Below are 20,699 nucleotides of genomic sequence, written 5' to 3'. Positions count from 1 at the left end.
TATATTTCCCGTTAAAAACGGGAGACATCGTGGACTATCTAGAAAAGTTGCAAGTCTTAATAGACGAAGAGCAACCCTCAAGTTTCTTTAATTTGTGGGAAGAATATTGTTTTAACGATGTGGTACGAGGGGCAGAGCTTGTCCAGATCTTAGAAAAAGTAAGATATTCATCTTTAGCACCTTTGTTTGGTAAAATATCAGATACAGTTCTTCCTCTATGGGAAAGGATTCCTGATGGAAAAGAAAAAGATCAGGTTCTTCAATTGGTTTTGGATATTCAAAACACTAATGCTAAACCGTTTTATGATGCTGCTATCGAATATGTAAACAGGAAGTATCAAGGTCGAGAAAATTTTAATGAAGCTTTAAGGGTTGTTGGTTTGCGTGATGGCCGAGAGTTTCAGTATAGTTTAAGTCGTTTTGATTTCTTGATGCATCTGCATGAGGGGAATTTCGTCTTCCATTCTGGGGGGTGGGGTGTTGGAGAAGTTATGAGTGTATCTTTTCTTCAACAGAAGGTTCTCATAGAGTTTGAGGGAGTTATGATGGCTAAAGATATCTCCTTTGAAACAGCATTTAAGAGTTTGATTCCTTTAGATAAGAATCATTTTTTATCGCGAAGATTCGGTGATCCAGATGGTTTTGAAGCTTATGCTAAGGAACATCCTTCAGAAGTTATAGAAATCCTTCTTAAAGACTTGGGTCCACGAACAGCTAAAGAGATAAAAGATGATCTCGTAGATTTAGTTATTCCTGAAGCGGAATGGAATCGTTGGTGGCAAGCAACAAAGAGTAAGATCAAGAAAAATACCCGTATAGTAGCTCCAAAAACAATAAAGGATTCTTATAAATATAATCCTGGAGGAGATTCTTTAATTTCTCAGTTAGAAACTCGACTTTCCCAAATTGAAGATATTTCTGGAAAGATTGTTGAGATTTATCAATTTATTCGAGATTTGCATAGTGAGTTAAAAAAGCCTGAGAATAAGGAAATTGTACTCAAAGCTTTACAAACACTTCCTATTGAAGATAACCAGTCTTTAGAAATTCAAAGAGATTTACTACTCTCTGATTTTTTAGGTGAGAAAACTAGGGGCTTAGATAGCAAATTCTTATCTTCTCTTCCTGAAGAGGAAATTATTTCTATAGTTAATAATATTTCTATAGTAGCTTTGCAAAAAGCATTCTTAATGTTGATAAAGAAACATTCTCCAGTTTGGGAAAATGTCTTCATGAAAATCTTTCTTTCTACAACATCTCCAGCTCTTAGAGAACTTACTTTTAAAGTGTTTAAAGGTGAGGATTCCTATCGTAAGAAAATCGAGAAAAAGCTTCTTGAGTGTGCTGAGCATCCTATGATGTATCCTGAAGTTTTTGCTTGGTTTTTCCTCAAACTTGGATCTCATGATGATGGTATTTTTGATCCAAATGATAAGGAAACCGAAAGATTGTTTTTAGAAGCCGCTATGGTATTTATGTACCAAGTTGCTTCGACACCACAAAAAGAATTAGGAAAAAAGATATACAATTTCCTTATAAGTCAGCGTTATCTAGTTGTTCGTAATATGATAGAAGGTGCTCCTTTATCCTATTTAAAGGAGATTTTATTATTATCTACAAAATGCAGTCAGTTTTCATCTAGTGATCTTAATGTTTTACAAAGTCTTGCTGAGGTTGTACATCCTGATTTGAAGAAAAACACAGTTGTTGTAGAGGAAGATATTCTTTGGACAACTCCAGAAAGCTTTACCAAGATGAAAAATAAGCTTCAATCCCTTGTTGGTAAGGAAATGGTAGATAATGCTAAAGAAATTGAGGACGCAAGGTCTTTAGGAGATCTTAGGGAAAATTCTGAGTATAAATTTGCTTTAGAAAAACGTGCGCGTTTACAAGAAGAAATTCGTGTGCTTTCTGAAGAGGTAAATCGAGCTAGAATATTGACCAAGGATATTGTTTTTACTGATAAGGTTGGTGTTGGTTGTAAGGTTTCTTTAGAAGATGAAAAAGGCAATTTTATTACTTATTCCATCCTTGGTCCTTGGGATGCTGATCCTGATAACTATATTCTCTCTTTAAAATCTAAACTTGCTCAAGAAATGCTAGATAAAAGCGTTGGAGCAACCTTACAATTTCAAGGAAAGAAATATAAGATAAGTCGAATACAATCTATTTGGGATGCATAGTAGGAGAATGGAGCATAGCGGAATCGAACCGCTGACCTCAACAATGCCATTGTTGCGCTCTACCAATTGAGCTAATACCCCGAATAGATAAAATTATCACGAGATAAGGTTTAGAATCAATCTTTGTTCTAATACGAAGGATTTTCTTTAGTATGAGTTTTTTTAATCAGTTACCCACGTTTGCTCCTGATTCTATTTTAGGTTTGCAAAAAGTATTTTTAGAAGATGAGCGAGAGGAAAAGGTGAATCTTGTTATAGGTTCTTATGAAGATCCTAACAAGGCGTACGGTGGTTTTTCTAGTGTCCGTAAGGCACAATTTCTGTTTTTAGAAGACGAGATGAATAAAGAGTATTTACCCATTAGCGGGTTGCCTGCGTTCAATCAAGAAATGGAAAAACTTGTTTTTGGTGATAGTGTAAACTCTGGTTGTGTTGTTGGCGCTCAAGCTTTAGGGGGAACAGGAGCTTTACATTTAGGAGCTAAGATTTTTGCTATGGCCTATCCCTCAGGAAAGGTATACATTCCCGAACAAACTTGGGGAAACCACGTGAGAATATTTGCTCAACAAGGTTTAGAGGTTCTTAAATATCCTTATTACAGTTCAGAAAGTAAAACCCTGCTTTTTGATGAGATGCTTTCTGTATTAAAATCAGCTCCCAAATACTCTTTAGTACTTTTGCAGTGTTGTTGTCATAATCCTACAGGTATGGATCTTGATGAGAATATGTGGACTCGTCTTGCTGAGATGATAAAAGAGCATCAACTTCTGCCTTTTTTTGACACGGCTTACTTAGGTTTTGGTTTGGGCATTAAAGAAGATAGACGTCCTATAGAGATTTTCATAGAAGCTGGAAATTCAGTATTTGTAGCTGCATGTGCGAGTAAGAATTTTTCTCTTTACGGAGAGAGGGTAGGGTATTTTGCTGCCTATAGCAAGGTTGATGATGATTTAGATAAGATTTCTAGCTGTCTCGAAGAGAAAATTCGTGGTGAATATTCTTCTCCTCCTAGACATGGAGCTAAAATTGTTTCCACAATTTTATCAAATGCTACTTTGAAAAAAGAATGGTTATCAGAATTAGATACTATTCGTAATTCTTTAGGAAAAATTCGAGTGCGGTTTGTTCAGGCTATGCGAAATCATATAGGACATTCTTTTGATTTTATCCTTTCTCAGAAGGGATTTTTCGGATATCCCGGGTTTTCTCTAGAACAGGTACTGTTTCTAAGATTAGAGAAGGGGATCTATACGACGAGTGGAGCTAGATTTAACTTAAATGGAATTACCGATCAAAATATAGATTATGTAGTTCAGAGTTTTTCTGAAGCGTATCAACTTTCCTAGTTTTCGTGATTAGATAGAAGTGTTGATAATCACACCTATCTAAATAGTTCTCTTTTTTGATTAAAAATACTTGTGAATGATAGCGCAGATAAACTTCTGCGCGTGATTTTAATCTGCGGCGATTTAAGGTTTTAATTGTGCTTTGTTTTACCCGTTATTATCATAAAACGAAGGGTTAAACCTTATAAGTTACATATTTTAAATGTAATATATGTAACTTGAAGAGAGATTGGATCTTGTGTTAATACGACAATATTAAGAAATATGTGTGCGATTAAAAAATCAGATGGACATCGTTCTGCGATTAAAACAGCAGGCTCTGTTGCTTATCGTCGTCATAGGAAAAACAGGCTATATGTCTATTTAGTGATTGCTCTGAGTGTTATTTTGTGTTGGTCTTTACCAAGACCTTTTTATGAAAATATTCAAAAGTATTTCATAGCTTTGCATGCGCGTGTTTTTTTTAAACATACTGATGTTTCTTCTACAGATTATGCTATTCAAGATGTTGAGAATATTATCTTAAAAGATCGCATTGCTATTTTAGAGGAGCGTTTACAAGCTTATGAGGTTGCTAATTATACACCTCCTTTATTTTCAGAGATCTTATCTCCTTATTTTCGTAAGTTAATTTCTAGTCGCGTTATTTACCGTGATCCCGCTCACTGGGGAAGTTCTTGTTGGGTCAATGTAGGCAAAGATCAAAAAATACAAAAAAACTCTCCAGTGTTGTCAGGCAAGGTTCTTGTTGGTCTAGTAGATTATGTAGGAGAGCAGCAATCACGCATCCGTTTAATTACTGATGTAGGTATGCAGCCTTCGGTAATTGCTATTCGTGGAGGAATACAAGCCTGGATTGTAAAAGATCAGATATACAGTCTTACGAAACATCTAGAACGCCTTTCTAATTCCTATATTCTTGAAAAAGATAAATATGAAAAGATTGATCAGTTAGAAGAGATAAATACGTCCATACAATGTGGTGCTGAAAACTCCTTACTTTTACGTGGTACGTTGTCGGGTAGTGGCGGCCCTTTGTGGAAAGACGAAACACTAGTTTTACATGGTGAGGGATTTTGTTTTTCTAATGGAAAAAGTCTTCATGTTGGAGATATTTTAATCACAACAGGATTAGACGGTGTGTTTCCTCCAGGATTATTTGTTGCGGAGATTACCAAGGTTTGTCGTCCTAGAGAGGGCGCATGTTCTTATAAAATAGAAGCTAAATCTTTAGCCGAAGATTTAACAAGTCTCTCTTCTGTTTTGATTCTTCCCGCTATGGAATTTAATCCTAATGATAGACCGGATATTTTTGGTCTATTGTGGGATTAGATGTTTTTTGATTCGATAGACATAAAAATCCATTTCCTTCGGAATCCATACCACGGATAAAAACAAATCCCATCTCTATATTGCTAGTGATGTCAAATTGTTGAAGAAATCGTTGTGCTGCGTGGGTATAGATAGCACCCTGATAATCAAGATTCTGATCTTTTATATAGTTCAGAAGATTTTCTTGAGAGTATTCTGAACTTGTTTCTCCTAAGAATGATGTTTTCCAATCAATAATATAATACTTCTCGTCATGTTCAAAAAATAGATCGATTACTCCTTGCCATAACTGTTCTTTATTAGAAAATAAGAAGGACTCTTCGCTGACTATTTTATTAGGACAGATATCTTTTAAAGAGAAAGATTTCGTAGCAAAGGATAATGGAGAAGAAAATGTTATTGCGAGCTTTTGTGAGATAGTTTCTTCATAGCCTTCTAAATGAGTATTTTTAATGAAATGCGTGACTGTGGATAAGATCTTAGAAAAAGGAATGTTAAAATTTGGTGAAATGTTCTCTAAGATTTTATGAATAATAATTCCTGTTTTTCTTCCTCTAGGGAGAACGGAAGAAATTACAAGTTTTGTTGCATCATTATCTAAAGAAACTTCATTATCCGATATGAGTTTTACAGAGGAAAAAGAAAAGATTTGCCTACCAGGAGCCATGGGTAATGTAAAAGTGGTTGGTGGAATCATTTCATAAATAGGCTCGATGGATTTGGCGCCAGTTTCTGTAGTTGATAGAGAAAAAAGATTAGGATGTTCTTTTGCTAACTGTTGTGCTAGATCAATAATAGAATTATGAGAACCTTCAAGTTTTACATAGTTCGTCAGTGCTGAATTGCGTCGTGAATTCGAAGAGTTTTGTATAGGGATAAAAAGTTGTTTTTTTGCTCGTGTGCAGGCGACATACATCTCCCGTATCCATTCTGATGCGCTTTTGTTTTTCTTAGACTTATCCAATCCTGGGCAAAAGACAACATCGTATTCTAATCCTTTAGACGAGTGAATGGTGGTAATCTTTAATATTTCTGTATCTTCGGAATATGAAGAGAAAGAAAGATTTTCTTCCCAGCGTCCAGTTTCAGAGAAATATTGTAGATAGAGTAATTGATGTTGGGGATGAGAAGAAATTGTATCTAAGTAAGCACAAAGCTGTTCCATTTCCTGGAAAGTAAGCTCCCCTTGTGGTGTTTTTAATAATGCTTCTCCTTGAAGTGTCATAAAGTGATAAAAAGTTGCTAAAATCCCATGATCAAAAATGTAACTACGAAGTGAAAAGAAATATGTAGAGTAGAGCTCTTTCTGTTCTATAATATCGCTAAGATCATGTTGGAAAAGACTGCTTAATAATACTCTTTGTATTTTCTCGTAACTTTCTGGATGAAGAATAGCTTCTAGCCATGCTAGAGTTAACAAATAGGTCTCAGTAAGATGAAATATCGATTTGTTCTTAGAAAATGCTACAGGGATACTACAATGGGTAATGAGATCAAAAGCTTGAGTAGAGTCCGATACTAAAATTGCCATCCGTCCCAATGGAATATTGTGAGTAGCCTGTAAAGAAGAAGCAGTCTGGGAAATCCATGCAGCCTGATCAGCAATATCATCATAGGAGAAGAAGTGTATAGGAGAATGCTGAGAATTATCGAAATGTTCAGAGCTCTGAGGACATAAGGGATGATATTCTATAGGTTCATAACCTGAGATTTCTAGAAATGGTGAGCATTTACAAAAGAGAAGGTTAATCGCCTCCATAAGTCGTGCGGTAGAGCGATAGTTATTTATAAGATGCAGCTGTGCGGACTTAGGAAATGTTGATTTAGCTTTTAGATACGTAGCGAGATCTGCATTTCTCCACTCATAAATAGATTGTTTTGGATCACCTATTAGAAATAGGGATCCTGAGAAAGCATCATTTGCAAATAGCTTTGAAAAGATATTCCATTGTTTCCTGTCGGTATCCTGGAATTCATCGATTAATACTAACTGAAAGCGTTTTCTTAGAGCTTCTATGATTTCTTCAGATCTTGAGGAGAGCAGAATATCTTCTAAAGCCAAGATGCTCTCATCGGGAGATAGCCACCACGTATAATGATTCTTTAAATACAGTTGCAAATCTCGAAGTAGGGTATTAAAGATGAGATCTATATTACAAAATTGCTCAGTATGGTGAAGCCAAGAGGTCTCTTCTATATAGCTAAAAGCTCTAGACGGCTGATAGCGTACTAAACGGTTTTTAGGATGGAAAGTTTCTGCAATTTTAGAGAAAGAAAACAAGCGTATGGATGTCTCTTCAGTGTACAAGTATTCTACAAAGAGCTGAAGATCTTCATCTATAGAAAAAGGTTGTTTTTTAAAGCTGTCTTTATACTGAAGTAATTGCTCTAGAAATTCTTTCTCAGGGATGTCTTGTATTTTAAATCGAATAGAATTGTGCCACAACTTCAGTGAATCTAAAGTAAAGCTTTTTGAAGATAAATGCTCAAAAGTCTGTAATGTATAACTAGAAAGTAGCTTATCGGTTAAAAAAGATGTGTGTTTGGAATTAGAATTATATTTAGCTGCAAGTAAGTAAAATTGCTCAGGAAATAAAACTGAGCGCCAGAGATCTTGAGATAGATATTTTCTAATGTGATGGAAAACAGATTGTGAATGCGTGAGAGCGGCATTTTTTTGTGTCATTTGCATTTCAGGAAAATGCCGCTGTAAAACATGATTGCAAAATCCATGAATAGTATAGATCGCCATGCGATCTATAGTCGCCAAAGCATTACGCACCTGCATGTAAAGCTGTTTTACATCGTAAGTGTCCTTTAGATAAGGAGGAAGAGGTGCTGAGGGATCTTTAAGGGCAGATTTTAGCTGGGATAATGCGTGTTTAAGATTGTCTTGGATTCTGAGTTTTAATTCATTAGTTGCAGCGTTTGTAAATGTCACTGCGAGGATATTTTCAATATGTGGAACAGAACCTTCTAAAAGAGAACGTAATACAATTTGTTCAATAGTAAATGTCTTTCCTGTGCCGGCAGAAGCTTCTAAGAAATATTTCCCATGAATAGATGTTTGAGGATGAAAAATATCAAACGGTTTCATGTGTATCCCTAAATAGAGAAAGAATCAGTAAACGCTGCTCTTCACTTATTGTGAATTGATCTTGATAATCACGATTGTGAAATTTCCAAAAAAGCGATAAGGCAGGATTATTCGCGTCTGTTTCCATAGTAGTGCGTATAGCTTCATGAAATTTCTCAGAATTATCTAGAAATTTCCAACATTCAGAGGAAATTAAAGGAATAGGATGATCTTTCATCATCTGATATACTTGCAGGACTTGATTTAGGTATTTCTCAGGATCGGAAAAAGGTAGTGGAAGATCTTCGAAAGTGTCTTGAGAGGTAATATTTCTTAAGATTGCGTGTTTTGCAACAGCATTGGATTGTTGCAACATCGCTATAGCTATGTAAGCTTTCAAATAATTTTGCATTTCAAAAGAGTTTTCTGGAAGGGATCTTATTTTTTTCACTGTTTTTCTTGTCTTAGCTGTAGGATCGATAGAACATAAATATATACCGTTGGAGAATATCCCGAAGAATCTTCCATGTAGAAAAGTTTCTTTATTGTTCATGCTTACACAAACTGGTGGAAGAACTTGGTCTTGGTCATGAAGATGATCATGGAATAAAGAAGAAGAAAAAATTACCGAATACGGTGTTGTCAGCGGATTTAAACGTGCTTTTTCTAGCCATTTTTCTATAAGTTCATCGTAAGAGGTGAATATCTCTTTGGAAAACGAAGATAGGTAATTATTCGGAATGTCTCCAGGTGTATAGAGAAGCTGATTTTCCCAAAAAAGCATAACCTGCTTTTTTGTTGGAAAGAGCTTTTCTCTAGTTTCTAATATCGTGGGAGATCTTAAAGAAACATGATAGTTAGATTTCAAAAAGAAATCCAAGGGAGAAGAAATTGCCTTAAGAATTTGTGATACTGATAAATGAACTGGAAGATTCGTAATATTCTTGGGAATTTGAAATAAAGAAGGCAGAGGTTCTTTAGTAGAGCAAAATGCCTGTGCGAGTTTGTAATGATACTCTTGTGAGGCATGTACCAAAGTTTCTTTAGAAAATAGAGAAGGAGCATAAGCTTTAGAAGACAGATGAGTGACAGATAGATTTAAAGCTTCCTGAAGATAATTTACGTATGCACTAGGTAAAACAGGATTATGAGCAGAAGATAGGTAACTGATATGAAGTTCATATTTTGTAGATACTATTGTCTGAAGGAAATGGAAATTTTCTTCATCTTCAGAAGAAGAGAACACGAGTTCTTCTTGCGTTGTCGTATCGACAAGATCTAGCAGATCTATGGCCTGCGTGTGTTTGTTTGCCCCAAGAATAAAGGTATAACCTTTGGGAATGAAGCTTAAATCTCCTAAGGAACCCACATAAGGACCAGGCTTGTCATAAATAGGGCTATTGCCACAGAAACGATCAAAGAAATCCAAACAAAAATCAGTAAAAAATACTAAGGAACATTTTGAAGAGGAGAATGTTGGGAAAAGAGAATTCCTAAGAGAGGCAATCAAGGATAGTTCTTCAGAAGACAAAATAAAGATCGATTCTAAGGAAGATACAATGTGGATGAAGTGCTCTTCATAAGTTTGGACTATATTCGTGGAGTAAATATTTATAAATTTCTGTAAATCGTAAAGCAGAGGAAGAATACGTTCCCAGATTTCTATCTGGCTTACCTTTCCACATTCCTCAACAAAAGGATATTCATTTAAAATATTATCACCCAAGCTTTGGATATGGGTTCCGTTTCCTTTGTAAAGTTTTCCCCACTCACTAGAAAGTCTTTTCAAAAGATGAGGAGTCTTACTTATCTCTATAGGATTTTGTAGTTGTGGGTGAGTAAGCAGTTGAAGTAAGCGATAGAGGTTGCCCTGTGTTTGTATAATAGATGATAAAAGTAAGAATTTCTCTTTTAAATCCCTAGCGTAGGTTGATGTAGAATTAGTAAAATATAAAGGTAAGTGTGGTTGAAACACTGCCTTTAAAAACACCTCATAAGTTTCTAATTGAGAAGATAAAATAAAAATTTCTTCAGAATGTACACCTTTATGTAACAAGGAAGAAATTTTTAAAAACACTTCATGTACTTCTCTAGAAGGATGTAAAGCTTTGCTAATAGTTACAGTTTGTTCTTTATCTAGAGTACTCTCTGGGGAATTGGGGCGCAGGTAAAATAGATTGCTTTGTAAAACTTCCAGAGATGTTGTTTCTTGAGGAGCTACAAAAGCTTCGCAATAATGCACTTCCTTGTCTAAAAAGAAATTTTGAGAAGCTTGAGATTTATGAGAGAGGTTAGCAAGCAGCGCTTGCCTATCGGCCAAAACATAATGTTCCCAAGCATCTCTATTAGGTTGATCTATGAGCTGACGCCATAGGAAATCAATAGATTTATCAGAAAGTAAATCTCCGAAATACTCCCGACTTGGTGAAAAACAATAGAAATAAACAGGGAAAAAGTTACTAAGTTCCGTAAAAAAAGTCGCAAAGTGCTTAGGTAAATGAGAATAACCGAAGATATGCAAAGAACGATTTTGTTTTTCAGAATCCAAAGAAGATAATATCGAAGAAAAAACCTTCTCAGTAGGAATAAAATTCCTATCTAACTGAGAAAACAAGTCTTTATGATAGTGATTACTTTCAGAAGGTGCTTGCGAGAATGTGTAAAATTTTTTAAAAATACCCGCTAGATTCTTTGTTGAGCTATAAGAAGGTTCTGAAAGTAGAGATTCACTGTGTATAATATCGACTGACGGGTGAGTAATATTTAGCAACTCGTGTATAAATAGAGGAAGTGTTATATAGTCAGGAATTAAAGGTTTTTCATGACAAACTTCAGCGAATAAATGTTTGACAAGGGAGTCAGAAGAAGAGAAAATAGTCGACCCCATGAAAATGTGGTTACTTGTAGCATTAGTAAGTTCTCTACGTAACCAATGCCCTATTTCTGTATTGGCAACAAGAATCCATCTTTTAGTAAATGGCTGTTGATAAGTAGAAAATAGATCTTCTGCAAGTTTAGCTAATAGGTGAATGGGAGAGTTGCTAAAAATTGCCTGACTATGTTTGGTCGCATTCATGGATATATCAATACAGAAAAAATCTTTTCGTGCTTTAGTAATAACGCATTTTCTTACGATATTAAATGATAATCTCTACAAGTTTCTTTTAGTGTTTTTCCTTCTTGAAGGAAAAAGTTTAACAGAGAACGCGAAGATATTATCCTACGTAAGTTTATGCTTTGCTTTACCGTTTCTATTGCTAGCACCCTTAGCTGGAAGTTTATCAGATAGGTATCAGAAACGAAATATTATCTTAGCTACACGCCTCGTTGAGATTGTCTGTACATCGCTGGGATTATATTTCTTCTATGTACAATCTGCAATTGGGGGTTATGTAGTTTTAATCCTCATGGCAAGTCATACAGCCATTTTTGGTCCTGCGAAAATGGGGATCCTTCCGGAGATGTTGCCTTTAGATTATTTATCTAAAGCCAATGGTGTAATGACTGCTGTTACTTATACAGGAAGTATTTTAGGATCCTGTTTCGCCCCTTTACTTGTCGATCTTACAAAGAATCTCGCAGTCAATTGTTATGTACTTTCAACATCATTTTGTGTTGTTTCTTCGATCATAAGTACATTTGTTTCTCTACGAATACGACCTAGCAATGTTAAAAATCGCAGTCAAAAAATCACTTACGTAAGTTTTAAAGATCTCTGGGAGATCTTGAAAGATACACGTCACGTACATTACCTTACCTTATCTATTTTCCTCGTTGCTCTTTTCCTTCTGGTTGGGGCTTATACACAAGTAGAGATTATTCCTTTTGTAGAATTTACTTTAGGCTACCCTAAGCATTACGGAGGTTATTTATTCCCTCTTGTAGCTTTAGGTGTTGGGATTGGATCCTATATTACAGGATGGCTTTCTGGGAAAGACATTAAATTAGGTTATGTGCCTATCATGACTTTAGGTCTGGGCATTGCTTTCATGGGACTTTATGCAGTCTCCTGTTCTTTAATTGGCGTGATGTTTTTCCTTCTTCTTTTAGGATTTTTAGGTGGGGTATATCAAGTACCTCTGCATGCTTATGTACAGTACGCTAGCCCCGAACATAAGCGTGGACAAATTCTAGCTGCAAATAATTTTTTAGATTTTGTCGGAGTGTTGATTGCCGCAGGGATCGTAAGAATTTTAGGATCAGGCCTGAGTTTGCCTCCAGAGACGAGCTTCTTGTATATCGGGATCATCATTTTCTGTATAGGTTTATGGATTCTATGGATTTGGAAAGAGCTAGTGTATCGTTTGGTACTTAGCGCAGTATTAGTAAGGCAGCTGGGAAGCTATCTTAAACTTCCTAAATCGATTGTTCCTGTTTGTTACATGGTTTGCACCCATTCTTATCAAGAAGTGCGCCGTGTGTTAGCTATGCTGCCAAAGACTATACGTAGCACCGTCATAATATTAGATCAGAAATTACAACCAGGTTGGACAACTAGGATAATTTCCTACTGCGTACCCACGGTCATCTCCGATCTTAATGAAACAAGTGATTATAGCATGAAAGAAGCCTGGGCTGTTTTGCAAGCTAAGCATTTGCAGGTATTGCTAAAGAAACAACCCGATCTATGTGTAATTTGCTTAGGAAAAGAAGAGAATATTGAAATATTTTCTAAGGTGTTGCTAGAGCAGGGTATTGATATTAAGAATCTTCAACTGTCATGCAATAAAGTCTCTTATCGAAGAAAAACTTATCGCCTATCCTTGAACCAAACTGAAGAAACCTAGCTCAAGGAAAGACTTATCAATTTTTAATGTGAGCAGGAACAACAGCAACTAGAGGTTTCTTCCTTTTCTTCCGTGCCTTCGCATAGATGCATACGACGAAAAGGTTTGTTTCCTCTAGATGGTGAGAATGAGCGAATCCTCGGTGCTTGAGAACACTCTTGAGAACAACATCCTTTTGTTGAGTCAACGCAGTTTTCACAACAGATGAATAAGTTGTTACAATCAGTATTAGCGCAATTGTAATAAGTATCGCAATCAACCTCACAATGCGAACATTTGGCAATAGGAGCCACGTCAGTATCTGCTTCGTCGATAGGCACTGCTATACGATCGTCAAATACGAATAACTTTCCTCGCCATTTGCCTGTTCCCACAGCTTGACCATAAGCTATAACACCACCATCAAGTTGATAAACTTCTTTAAAACCTTTTTCTAAAAGGAGAGAAGAATATAACTCACAACGTATGCCTCCAGTACAATACATCATTACAGGAGTAGTTTCTGGGTCGTGTTCTTTAGATAACCGTTCGGCATACTCAGGGAATTCACGGAAAGTTTGAATATCTGGAAGAACAGCGTTTTCAAAATGTCCGATTTTCCACTCGTAATTATTCCTTACGTCCAGAACTAGACAGCGATTTTCTTCTAGCTTCTCATGCCATTCTTTTGGAGAAATATGTTTACCCTGAGTGGAAAGATCCACATCACAACCAAGAGCAACAAGCTCCTTACGATATTTCACAGTCACACGAGGGAAAATATTTTCTTCAATATGATGAATTTTAAATTTTACATTTGAAAATCCAGGACGCTGTCTTAGCCAGTTCATGTAGTGCTCTGCGTCGGGTTGATAACCACTAAACTGGCCATTAATTCCCTGTTCAGATATGTAGATACGACAAGAAACATCTAAATTTTTAAATAATTCCTTGTGCAGCGCAATTTCCTGTTGAGGATTATCTACACGAGTCAAATAATAATAAGCTAAAGCGTAATAATTCTTTTTCATAAGAAATACCCTAGCATATTCTCGGAAATAATTCCATTGTAGAAAATTAGGATTGGAACTAAAATGCTCTTTGGTATTTTGTCAAGTAGATGAGTAGTCGTTTTTCTTTAATTAGCGAAGAAAATCTTCCAAGTTATACCGAAAATAGTGCCGCTATCTTCGTCTAAAAAGACCAGGTAGGCGTGAATAATTTCTAAGGACTAAATAAAGGACTAAAATACATGGCTCGATATTGTGGCCCTAAAAATAGAATAGCAAGGCGTTTTGGAGCGAATATCTTTGGAAGAAGCCGAAACCCTCTGCTCAAAAAGCCCCATCCTCCAGGTCAGCACGGTATGCAGAGAAAGAAAAAGTCTGACTACGGTCTTCAGCTTGAGGAAAAGCAAAAGTTAAAAGCTTGCTATGGTATGATTTTAGAGAAGCAACTTGTTAAGGCTTTCAAAGAAGTTATTAATAAGCAAGGCAGCGTCACAAAGATGTTCTTAGAAAGATTTGAATGTCGCCTGGATAATATAGTTTATCGTATGGGATTTGCTAAGACTATTTTTGCAGCACAGCAATTAGTTTCTCATGGTCACGTATTAGTGAATGGGAAAAAAGTAGATAGAAGATCTTTTTTCCTACGTCCTGGCATGCAAGTTTCTTTAAAAGAGAAATCCAGAAAATTACAGTCAGTTCAAGAATCTTTGGAAAATAAAGATGAAAGTGCTTTGCCATCCTACATTTCTATAGATAAGAGCAATTTCAAAGGAGAACTTTTAATGTCTCCAGAACAAGATCAAATAGAAGCGCAGCTTCCTCTGCCTGTTGACATTTCTGTTGTATGTGAGTTCTTATCTCATAGAACATAAAGAAAATTTCTTTCTTCCAAAAAGAGAGGCGTCAACTAAACCTAGTTGACGCTTTTAATTTCTTTTTTTTATTTCTGAAAGCTTTGTAATCGGCGAATTTCCTTGGCCCATAAATCTGGACCCCCAGGAGTCTCTAGATATTTAGGGATCATCCGAGTATGTTTATTAGTCATAAGAAATTTAAAACTTTCAATACCTATGTCTCCTTCTCCAAGAGGTGCATGGCGATCTTTGTGTTTTCCGAGGGGAAACATGGAGTCGTTAAGATGAAAAGCTCTTAAATATGATAGACCTACCTCATCATCAAAATTTTTGAGTACTTGCTTCCAAGACTCTGGAGAGGTAATATCGTAACCAGCAGCAAAGATATGGCAAGTATCTATGCAAACTCCTACAGGGATTTTGTGCTTAAGTTTGTCTATTAGATAGCCAAGTTCTTCAAAAGTACTTCCGACAAGGGTTCCTTGACCCGCAGTGGTTTCAAAAAGAACGACAAGAGGAGGGGAGTCTTCAAATAAAGGCTCAACCAAGGAAAAACTTGAAACAATCCTATCTAAGCAGGCTTCTTTAGTATCATTGACAGCTGCACCAGGATGGAAATTAACAAAATTGATTCCTAAAGATATACAATCCTGAATCTCCTGCTGTATGCAGATACGGCTTTTTTCTAAGATCTCTGGATTGGGAGCTCCGGGATTAATTAGATAGCCAGCATGGCTCATAATATAAGATAGAGAAGTTTCTTCAAGAGCTGTTTTAAAAGAATTTATTAAAGAATCAGTAAGGGGACGTCTACGCCACTGTCTTTGATTGGCAGTAAACATTTGAATAGTAGAAGCCCCAATTTCTTGTCCTTCATAAATGGCGTTTTGAAGGCCCCCAGCGGTGGATGTATGAGCACCTAATAAGGGAACTTGGGGAGGCGGAAATACCTGCATTTTAATGCTCCAAAAATCTCTATCTGCTATGGATAAATCAAGTATTAAGGGAGTAAGACATTTTAATGAATAAAAAAGACGGCCAGGGATCAGTAGCCAGTTCACTTTTTAATTTATTGTCAGGAACCTTTTGTAGTCGTGTAACTGGAATGTTACGCGAAATTGTTATGGCAGCCTATTTTGGAGCTGATCCTTTAGTAGCAGCTTTTTGGTTGGCATTCAGGACAATTTTCTTTTTAAGGAAAATTCTTGGAGGACCCATTTTAGGGTTGGCGTTCATCCCTCACTTTGAATTCTTAAGAGCACAAGATACAAATCGCGCGGCATTTTTCTTTAGAAGCTTTTCAAGATTTTTCTGTCTTAATGCGTGTGCATTTACGCTAATTATCGAAATAGGTCTGGGGATATGGCTATATTATGCCCAAGGCAATACAGCTGATGCTCTGCAGTTAACGATGATTCTGCTGCCATCGGGAATATTTCTTATGATGTACACGGTAAACTCTACTTTGCTACATTGTGAGAAAAGATTTCTTAGCGTTGGTTTAGCGCCCGCTGTTGTTAATGTACTTTGGATTCTTACAGTGTTTCTTGCGAGACATAGTGATCCACGACAACGCATTGTCGGGTTGTCGGTGATTCTTGTTATAGGGTTTATTTTAGAATGGTTTGTTACTGTACCTGGAGTAAGGAAGTTTTTAGGGACAGCAACAACTCCTCCTAAAGAACGAGATAGTATAAGAGCTTTGATAGCTCCACTATCTTTAGGACTACTCTCTATGGGAGTTTTCCAGATCAATCTTCTAACTGATATGTGCCTAGCACGCTACATACATGAAGTTGGCCCACTATACTTGATGTATTCAATACGGATCCAACAACTACCTGTACACCTATTCGGTTTAGGCGTCTTTACTGTTCTCTTGCCTTCTATTTCTCGATGCGTTCAAGAAGATAATAACGAAGAAGGTTACGAGCTCATGAAGTTCGCTTTGAATCTTACCGTTTCTGTAATGGTAATTATGACTGTAGGATTATTACTTCTTGCTCTTCCCGGAGTTCGTGTACTCTACGAGCATGGTTTATTCCCAACCAGTGCTGTATACGCTATCGTACAGGTTCTACGTGGGTATAGTGGAAGTATTATACCCATGGCACTTATTCCTTTGATTTCTGTACTTTTTTATGCACGACGTCACTATACCATACCCCTAGTTATCGGGATCATAGCTGCTATAGCTAATATGATACTCAATGTAGTTTTTGGTTGTTGGTTGATAAAACATGTTTCAGGACTAGCCTACGCTACTTCTGTTGTTTCCTGGATACAATTGTATTTTCTTTGGCAATATGCATCAAAAAAACATCCTGCATATTCTGGATTAATGTGGATCACCTTTAAGCGTTCTATAAAGGTTATTGGCGTCACATGTTTAGCCTCCATAGTTACTCTAGGAGTTAATATTCTTACACATACTACATATATAATTTTCCTTAATCCTATTACACCATTAGCTTGGCCCTTATCATCGTTTGTAGCGCAGAGCGCTGCTTTTTTCTCGGAAAGCGTCATTTTCTTGGCTTTTTTGTTTGGTTTTGCAAAACTGCTTCGGGTAGAAGATCTTGTAAACTTAACATCTTTTCAATATTGGAAAGGACGCCGAAGCTCTTTGCATAATTCACCAATTATGCAAGATAGTCAGAATTAGCGAGTTGTTTCCTCCTTTCTCATTTGCAACTGTTTCGTTAGGGTTGTCCAAATAATCATCCTTTTCGATCTTCTCCTATTGAATAATTAAATCGACGCTAAGGAAACTATGAAAAAATATATTTATCAATGGTTAGTATGTATGACCCTAACGACAGTAGTGTCTCAAGGGTTTGCAGATACACCTTCTGGAATGCAGAGAAAGAACGATTCTCAAACGTTTATGAATTTAGATGACGTGAAGGCGTATTTAGATACTCGCGGTTTCGTAGAAACAAGAAAACGAGGTGGAGTTTTAAGATTAGCTGGTGATGTACGTGTTAAGTGGATTCATGCTAGAGAAGATATTAAAACGCCCCCTGCCCAGCCAGATAAGTATAAGCCGTTACCAGTAAACCGCTATCGTAGTGAATTCAATCTTTATGTAGATTACAATGCTGATAAAACTTGGTTAACATCAGAAATGAGTTGGGCAGCAATTGCTGGAGGGGAATCTTCAGCTGCTGGTATGGATATCGATAGAGCGTTCTTAGGATATCGCTTCTACGAAGATTCAGAAACTCGTACAGAGCTCTTTGCAGAAATAGGTCGTTCTTCTTTAGGAAGTATTTTTGAATCAGAAGTTCAATTTAATAGTAACTTTGATGGTCTCCATCTTTATGCGACTCGCCGTCTTAGCGAACGTTTCCCTTACAATGTAATCATTCATGGTGGACCTTTCGTAGTAAATATGGCGAAAAAACATTATGCATGGGTTGTTGAAGGTATCGTTAATAGATTACCTGGGAACTTTTCTGTAAAATGTAGCGTTATTGATTGGAATTCCTTCTCTCCTGCAGATGCTCCAGATCCTACAAAAACAGCAACAGGACCTGTTGCCGCTAATTTGAAATATAAATATTGCGTATGGCAATGGTTAGTTGGCAAACACTCTCAATTACCCTGGTTCCATGGAAAGAAAAAACCTTTGTATGTCTACGGTGCTTATTTGACAAATACCTTAGCGAAAGCAACCACGACAACCTTAAACGAAAAGCAAAATAGAGCTTGGTTCGTTGGAGGAACTTTAGGTAGATTACGAAAAGCTGGAGACTGGTCAGCAACACTACGTTATGAATATGTGGAAGCTTTGGCAATTCCTGAAATTGATGTTTCCGGTATCGGCCGAGGAAATCAGCTAAAGTATTGGTTCGCTCAAGCAATTGCTGGAAATTTCGATCCAAAAGAAGCTAACGGATTTACAAACTATAAAGGTGCCTCTTACCTTCTTATGTATGGAATCACAGATTCCCTATCTTTCAGAGCCTATGGAGCTTACTCCAAGCCTGCAGATAGCCGCTTAGGTAGTGACTTCACTTATAGGAAGTTTGATCTCGGGTTAATTTCTGCATTTTAATTAGATTTTAATAAAATCTTTAAAAATAGCTCACATCTAATTAAAAGATGTGAGCTTTTTTTTTATGTTTTATAATGAAGAAAAGATTTTATTAGTTTTTTATTATTATGGTTAATCCTGTCGGCCCTATAGATGAATCAACAAACATTGCTCCTGCAGACCTATCTACCTTAGGTATGGAGGCTAGTGCAGCAAATCGCAGCTCAGAAGCTGAAGCGATATCCGGAGCCGCGGGCAAGCCCGGACCGTCTCAGCCTTCCGTAGAAACTGTAGGACGACTGAGATTTTTAAGTTCAGCTCGGAAATCTCTGTCAGATCTTTTCGATAAGATTTCTGCTTTCTTTTCAGGAAAAACGATTCCTTCAACTTTTGATGAAGCTAAGACTCAAGCAGATAGTGCGAAAGCTGCTTTACAAAGTGCGACTACTTATGATCAGTTCAAGACTGCTTTACAGGAATTGCAAGAAGCTATTACCTATATGGACAAATTAGCTACTACTGACGAGGAAAAAGCTACAGTTGCTACATTAAAGACTAATCTTGCAGCTAAACAGGAGACGATTGATAAAATTAATCAGCTAGGTTCTATTCTTACAGAGAACCAAAAGCTTCTGGATGCAATAAAAACCACTTCATCTATCGATCAGGTTACGGGTGCTGCGGGACAAGTAGAAGTCAATAAAGCAGCAGCAGCAGCACTTATTGAAGAATTGAAGAAAGCTGGAGTTACTTATCCTGTAATAGATGATTTGGAGACTAAAATCACTTCATCCGCAACAGAAGTTACTACACTAGCTAACGCTATATTAAATGGTTATAGTGCTGGGAAAAATAGTACCGCAGCCGTTGGGCAGGCACAGGCAAATAACAGTCCCGCAAATATAGAAGCTTCCAAGCAAACTATTGAAAATGCAAAGAAAATTATAGAGGATGCTCTTAAACTTGCTCCAAATTCTCCAATACTCCAAGCTGCTTTGAAAGAACAACAGCAAGCAGCGAAAGACATTCTTAATGTTAAGCCTAGCGGTGGTAGCGATATACCTATTGGAGGTCCTGGGGCTCCCAGTAGTGTGGGATCTTCTCAAAATCGTGGACCTACCTTAGGGGAAGTGCGTGTATCCATGTTACTTGCTGATGTGGATAACGAAACTGCAGCAATAATCATGCAGGGTTTCAGAAACATGATTGACAACTTCCATGCGCAAAATTCTGACTTTACAGCGCCGTTAGAAGAAGTTCTGAATCAAGTGACCGACTTATCAACTCAGATAAATCCTGCAGATGCAGAAGCAACAGCACAACTGCAAGAAATCCAACAAGCTTTACAAGACGCTCTTCAAGGAACTGCTGGTCAAGATGGCATGATCAATGCTTTGGGGGCAATAACAACGGCAGCTTCTATTTCTACAGGAACCCCGATTGCTTCTGCAAATCAAGGTGGATCAGCTGTAAAGCAGCTTTACAAAACAGGATCTACTGCTTCAAGCTCTAAATCATATGCAGATTCCTTATCTGCAGGTTATGGAGCGTACCAATCTCTAAATGATATTTACTCACGTAGTAACGCATCTAATCGTGAGGTTTTAGATCGTACGTCTACTCCAGCACTAACGCGGACGGTTTCTAGAACAGAAACTCAACCTCGTGACAACGATAGTGCTGCTCAACGTTTTGCAAGAACTATAGCAGGAAATAGCCATACTCTTGGCGATGTTTACGCTTCAGTGGGTGTGTTACAAACATTGCTAGGTGTATTACAAAATAATCCGCAAGCGAATGAAGAAGAAATCAAACAAAAGCTAACCTCTGCAGTTACAAAAGCTCCGCAGTCGGGTTATCCTCATGTACAGATTTCTAATGATGCTACGCAGAAGTTTATCGCTAAACTTGAAGATGAATTTGCTCGTGGGTCAAAAAGACTCGCTGAAGCGAAAGAAGCTGCGTTTGAGAAACAGCCTCTGTTTATCCAGCAAGTATTAGTGAACATAGCATCACTATTCTCGGGATACTTGCAGTAAAATTAAGAATTTTCTAGGAAGATTTGTTCCCAAAAAAGCTCGCTTTGTTCGCAA

General features: G+C 37.0%; 12 protein-coding genes and 1 tRNA gene. 8 read left to right on the top strand and 5 right to left on the bottom strand.

Annotated elements, in window-relative coordinates; all coding sequences use genetic code 11:
• Positions 1–29 precede the first annotated feature (29 nt).
• The gene (locus tag O1W69_RS01520; RefSeq protein WP_375793762.1) at positions 30–2,183 is read left to right on the top strand and encodes a GreA/GreB family elongation factor; all 2,154 of its coding nucleotides are present in this window, start codon (positions 30–32) and stop codon (positions 2,181–2,183) included.
• 8 nt (positions 2,184–2,191) lie between these two features.
• On the opposite strand, the gene O1W69_RS01515 is transcribed toward O1W69_RS01520, so the two are convergent.
• Positions 2,192–2,264 (bottom strand) — tRNA-Ala (locus tag O1W69_RS01515).
• 71 nt (positions 2,265–2,335) lie between these two features.
• Between O1W69_RS01515 and O1W69_RS01510 the strand changes: the two genes are divergently transcribed.
• Positions 2,336–3,529, top strand: a complete 1,194-nt coding sequence (locus O1W69_RS01510) for an amino acid aminotransferase (RefSeq protein ID WP_375793761.1) — start codon at positions 2,336–2,338, stop codon at positions 3,527–3,529.
• A 264-nt stretch (positions 3,530–3,793) separates the two neighbouring features.
• A complete protein-coding gene (locus O1W69_RS01505) occupies positions 3,794–4,861 on the top strand; it encodes a rod shape-determining protein MreC (RefSeq protein ID WP_375793760.1) in 1,068 nt (355 codons plus the stop codon).
• Here O1W69_RS01505 and recB read toward each other — a convergent pair.
• Both recB and O1W69_RS01495 read right to left on the bottom strand, forming a co-directional pair.
• Complete coding sequence (gene recB, locus O1W69_RS01500; protein WP_375793759.1) at positions 4,821–7,958, bottom strand: exodeoxyribonuclease V subunit beta; 3,138 nt, start codon at positions 7,956–7,958, stop codon at positions 4,821–4,823. The two genes, O1W69_RS01505 and recB, sit on opposite strands and share 41 nt — an antisense overlap.
• Positions 7,945–11,013, bottom strand: a complete 3,069-nt coding sequence (locus tag O1W69_RS01495; RefSeq protein WP_375793758.1) for an exodeoxyribonuclease V subunit gamma — start codon at positions 11,011–11,013, stop codon at positions 7,945–7,947. Before O1W69_RS01495 ends, recB begins: the two co-directional genes overlap by 14 nt.
• Here O1W69_RS01495 and O1W69_RS01490 point away from each other — a divergent pair.
• Positions 11,012–12,724 carry an MFS transporter gene (locus O1W69_RS01490; protein ID WP_375793757.1) on the top strand — a complete coding sequence of 571 codons (1,713 nt, stop codon included), beginning with the start codon at positions 11,012–11,014 and terminating at the stop codon, positions 12,722–12,724. The two genes, O1W69_RS01495 and O1W69_RS01490, sit on opposite strands and share 2 nt — an antisense overlap.
• A 23-nt stretch (positions 12,725–12,747) precedes the next feature.
• Here the strand turns inward: O1W69_RS01490 and O1W69_RS01485 are convergent, their stop codons facing one another.
• On the bottom strand, positions 12,748–13,734 hold the full coding sequence (locus O1W69_RS01485; protein ID WP_375793756.1) for a rhodanese-related sulfurtransferase: 987 nt from the start codon (positions 13,732–13,734) through the stop codon (positions 12,748–12,750).
• Positions 13,735–13,955: 221 nt separating this feature from the next.
• On the opposite strand from O1W69_RS01485, the gene rpsD reads away from it, so the two are divergent.
• Positions 13,956–14,585, top strand: coding sequence for a 30S ribosomal protein S4 (gene rpsD, locus O1W69_RS01480; RefSeq protein ID WP_375793755.1), 630 nt, complete (start codon positions 13,956–13,958; stop codon positions 14,583–14,585).
• 68 nt (positions 14,586–14,653) lie between these two features.
• Here rpsD and O1W69_RS01475 read toward each other — a convergent pair whose 3' ends face one another.
• Positions 14,654–15,523 (bottom strand): deoxyribonuclease IV, encoded by an 870-nt coding sequence (locus O1W69_RS01475; RefSeq protein WP_375793754.1) that lies wholly within the window; start codon positions 15,521–15,523, stop codon positions 14,654–14,656.
• 65 nt (positions 15,524–15,588) lie between these two features.
• Here O1W69_RS01475 and O1W69_RS01470 point away from each other — a divergent pair, with 65 nt between their 5' ends.
• The 3 genes from O1W69_RS01470 (at position 15,589) to O1W69_RS01460 (ending at position 20,645) form a co-directional block, all read left to right on the top strand.
• Entirely contained in the window at positions 15,589–17,232 is a 1,644-nt protein-coding gene (locus O1W69_RS01470) for a lipid II flippase MurJ (RefSeq protein WP_375793753.1), read from the top strand.
• A 108-nt stretch (positions 17,233–17,340) separates the two neighbouring features.
• The gene (locus tag O1W69_RS01465; RefSeq protein ID WP_375793752.1) at positions 17,341–18,627 is read left to right on the top strand and encodes a hypothetical protein; all 1,287 of its coding nucleotides are present in this window, start codon (positions 17,341–17,343) and stop codon (positions 18,625–18,627) included.
• A gap of 107 nt (positions 18,628–18,734) precedes the next feature.
• On the top strand, positions 18,735–20,645 hold the full coding sequence (locus O1W69_RS01460) for a cell surface protein (RefSeq protein ID WP_375793751.1): 1,911 nt from the start codon (positions 18,735–18,737) through the stop codon (positions 20,643–20,645).
• Positions 20,646–20,699: the final 54 nt, after the last annotated feature.

It is taken from the genome of Chlamydia sp. 12-01 (assembly GCF_042234205.1).
Lineage (GTDB): Bacteria > Chlamydiota > Chlamydiia > Chlamydiales > Chlamydiaceae > Chlamydia.
Note: the sequence above shows the minus strand (reverse complement) of the source record. Positions and strands in the feature narration are given on the sequence as shown.

Coding starts and splice junctions, on each gene's coding strand:
- O1W69_RS01510 (WP_375793761.1), top strand. CDS start 2,336: ATGAGTTTTTTTAATCAGTTACCCACGTTTGCTCCTGATTCTATTTTA.
- O1W69_RS01505 (WP_375793760.1), top strand. CDS start 3,794: ATGTGTGCGATTAAAAAATCAGATGGACATCGTTCTGCGATTAAAACA.
- recB (WP_375793759.1), bottom strand. CDS start 7,958: ATGAAACCGTTTGATATTTTTCATCCTCAAACATCTATTCATGGGAAA.
- O1W69_RS01490 (WP_375793757.1), top strand. CDS start 11,012: ATGGATATATCAATACAGAAAAAATCTTTTCGTGCTTTAGTAATAACG.
- O1W69_RS01495 (WP_375793758.1), bottom strand. CDS start 11,013: ATGAATGCGACCAAACATAGTCAGGCAATTTTTAGCAACTCTCCCATT.
- O1W69_RS01485 (WP_375793756.1), bottom strand. CDS start 13,734: ATGAAAAAGAATTATTACGCTTTAGCTTATTATTATTTGACTCGTGTA.
- rpsD (WP_375793755.1), top strand. CDS start 13,956: ATGGCTCGATATTGTGGCCCTAAAAATAGAATAGCAAGGCGTTTTGGA.
- O1W69_RS01475 (WP_375793754.1), bottom strand. CDS start 15,523: ATGCAGGTATTTCCGCCTCCCCAAGTTCCCTTATTAGGTGCTCATACA.
- O1W69_RS01470 (WP_375793753.1), top strand. CDS start 15,589: ATGAATAAAAAAGACGGCCAGGGATCAGTAGCCAGTTCACTTTTTAAT.
- O1W69_RS01465 (WP_375793752.1), top strand. CDS start 17,341: ATGAAAAAATATATTTATCAATGGTTAGTATGTATGACCCTAACGACA.
- O1W69_RS01460 (WP_375793751.1), top strand. CDS start 18,735: ATGGTTAATCCTGTCGGCCCTATAGATGAATCAACAAACATTGCTCCT.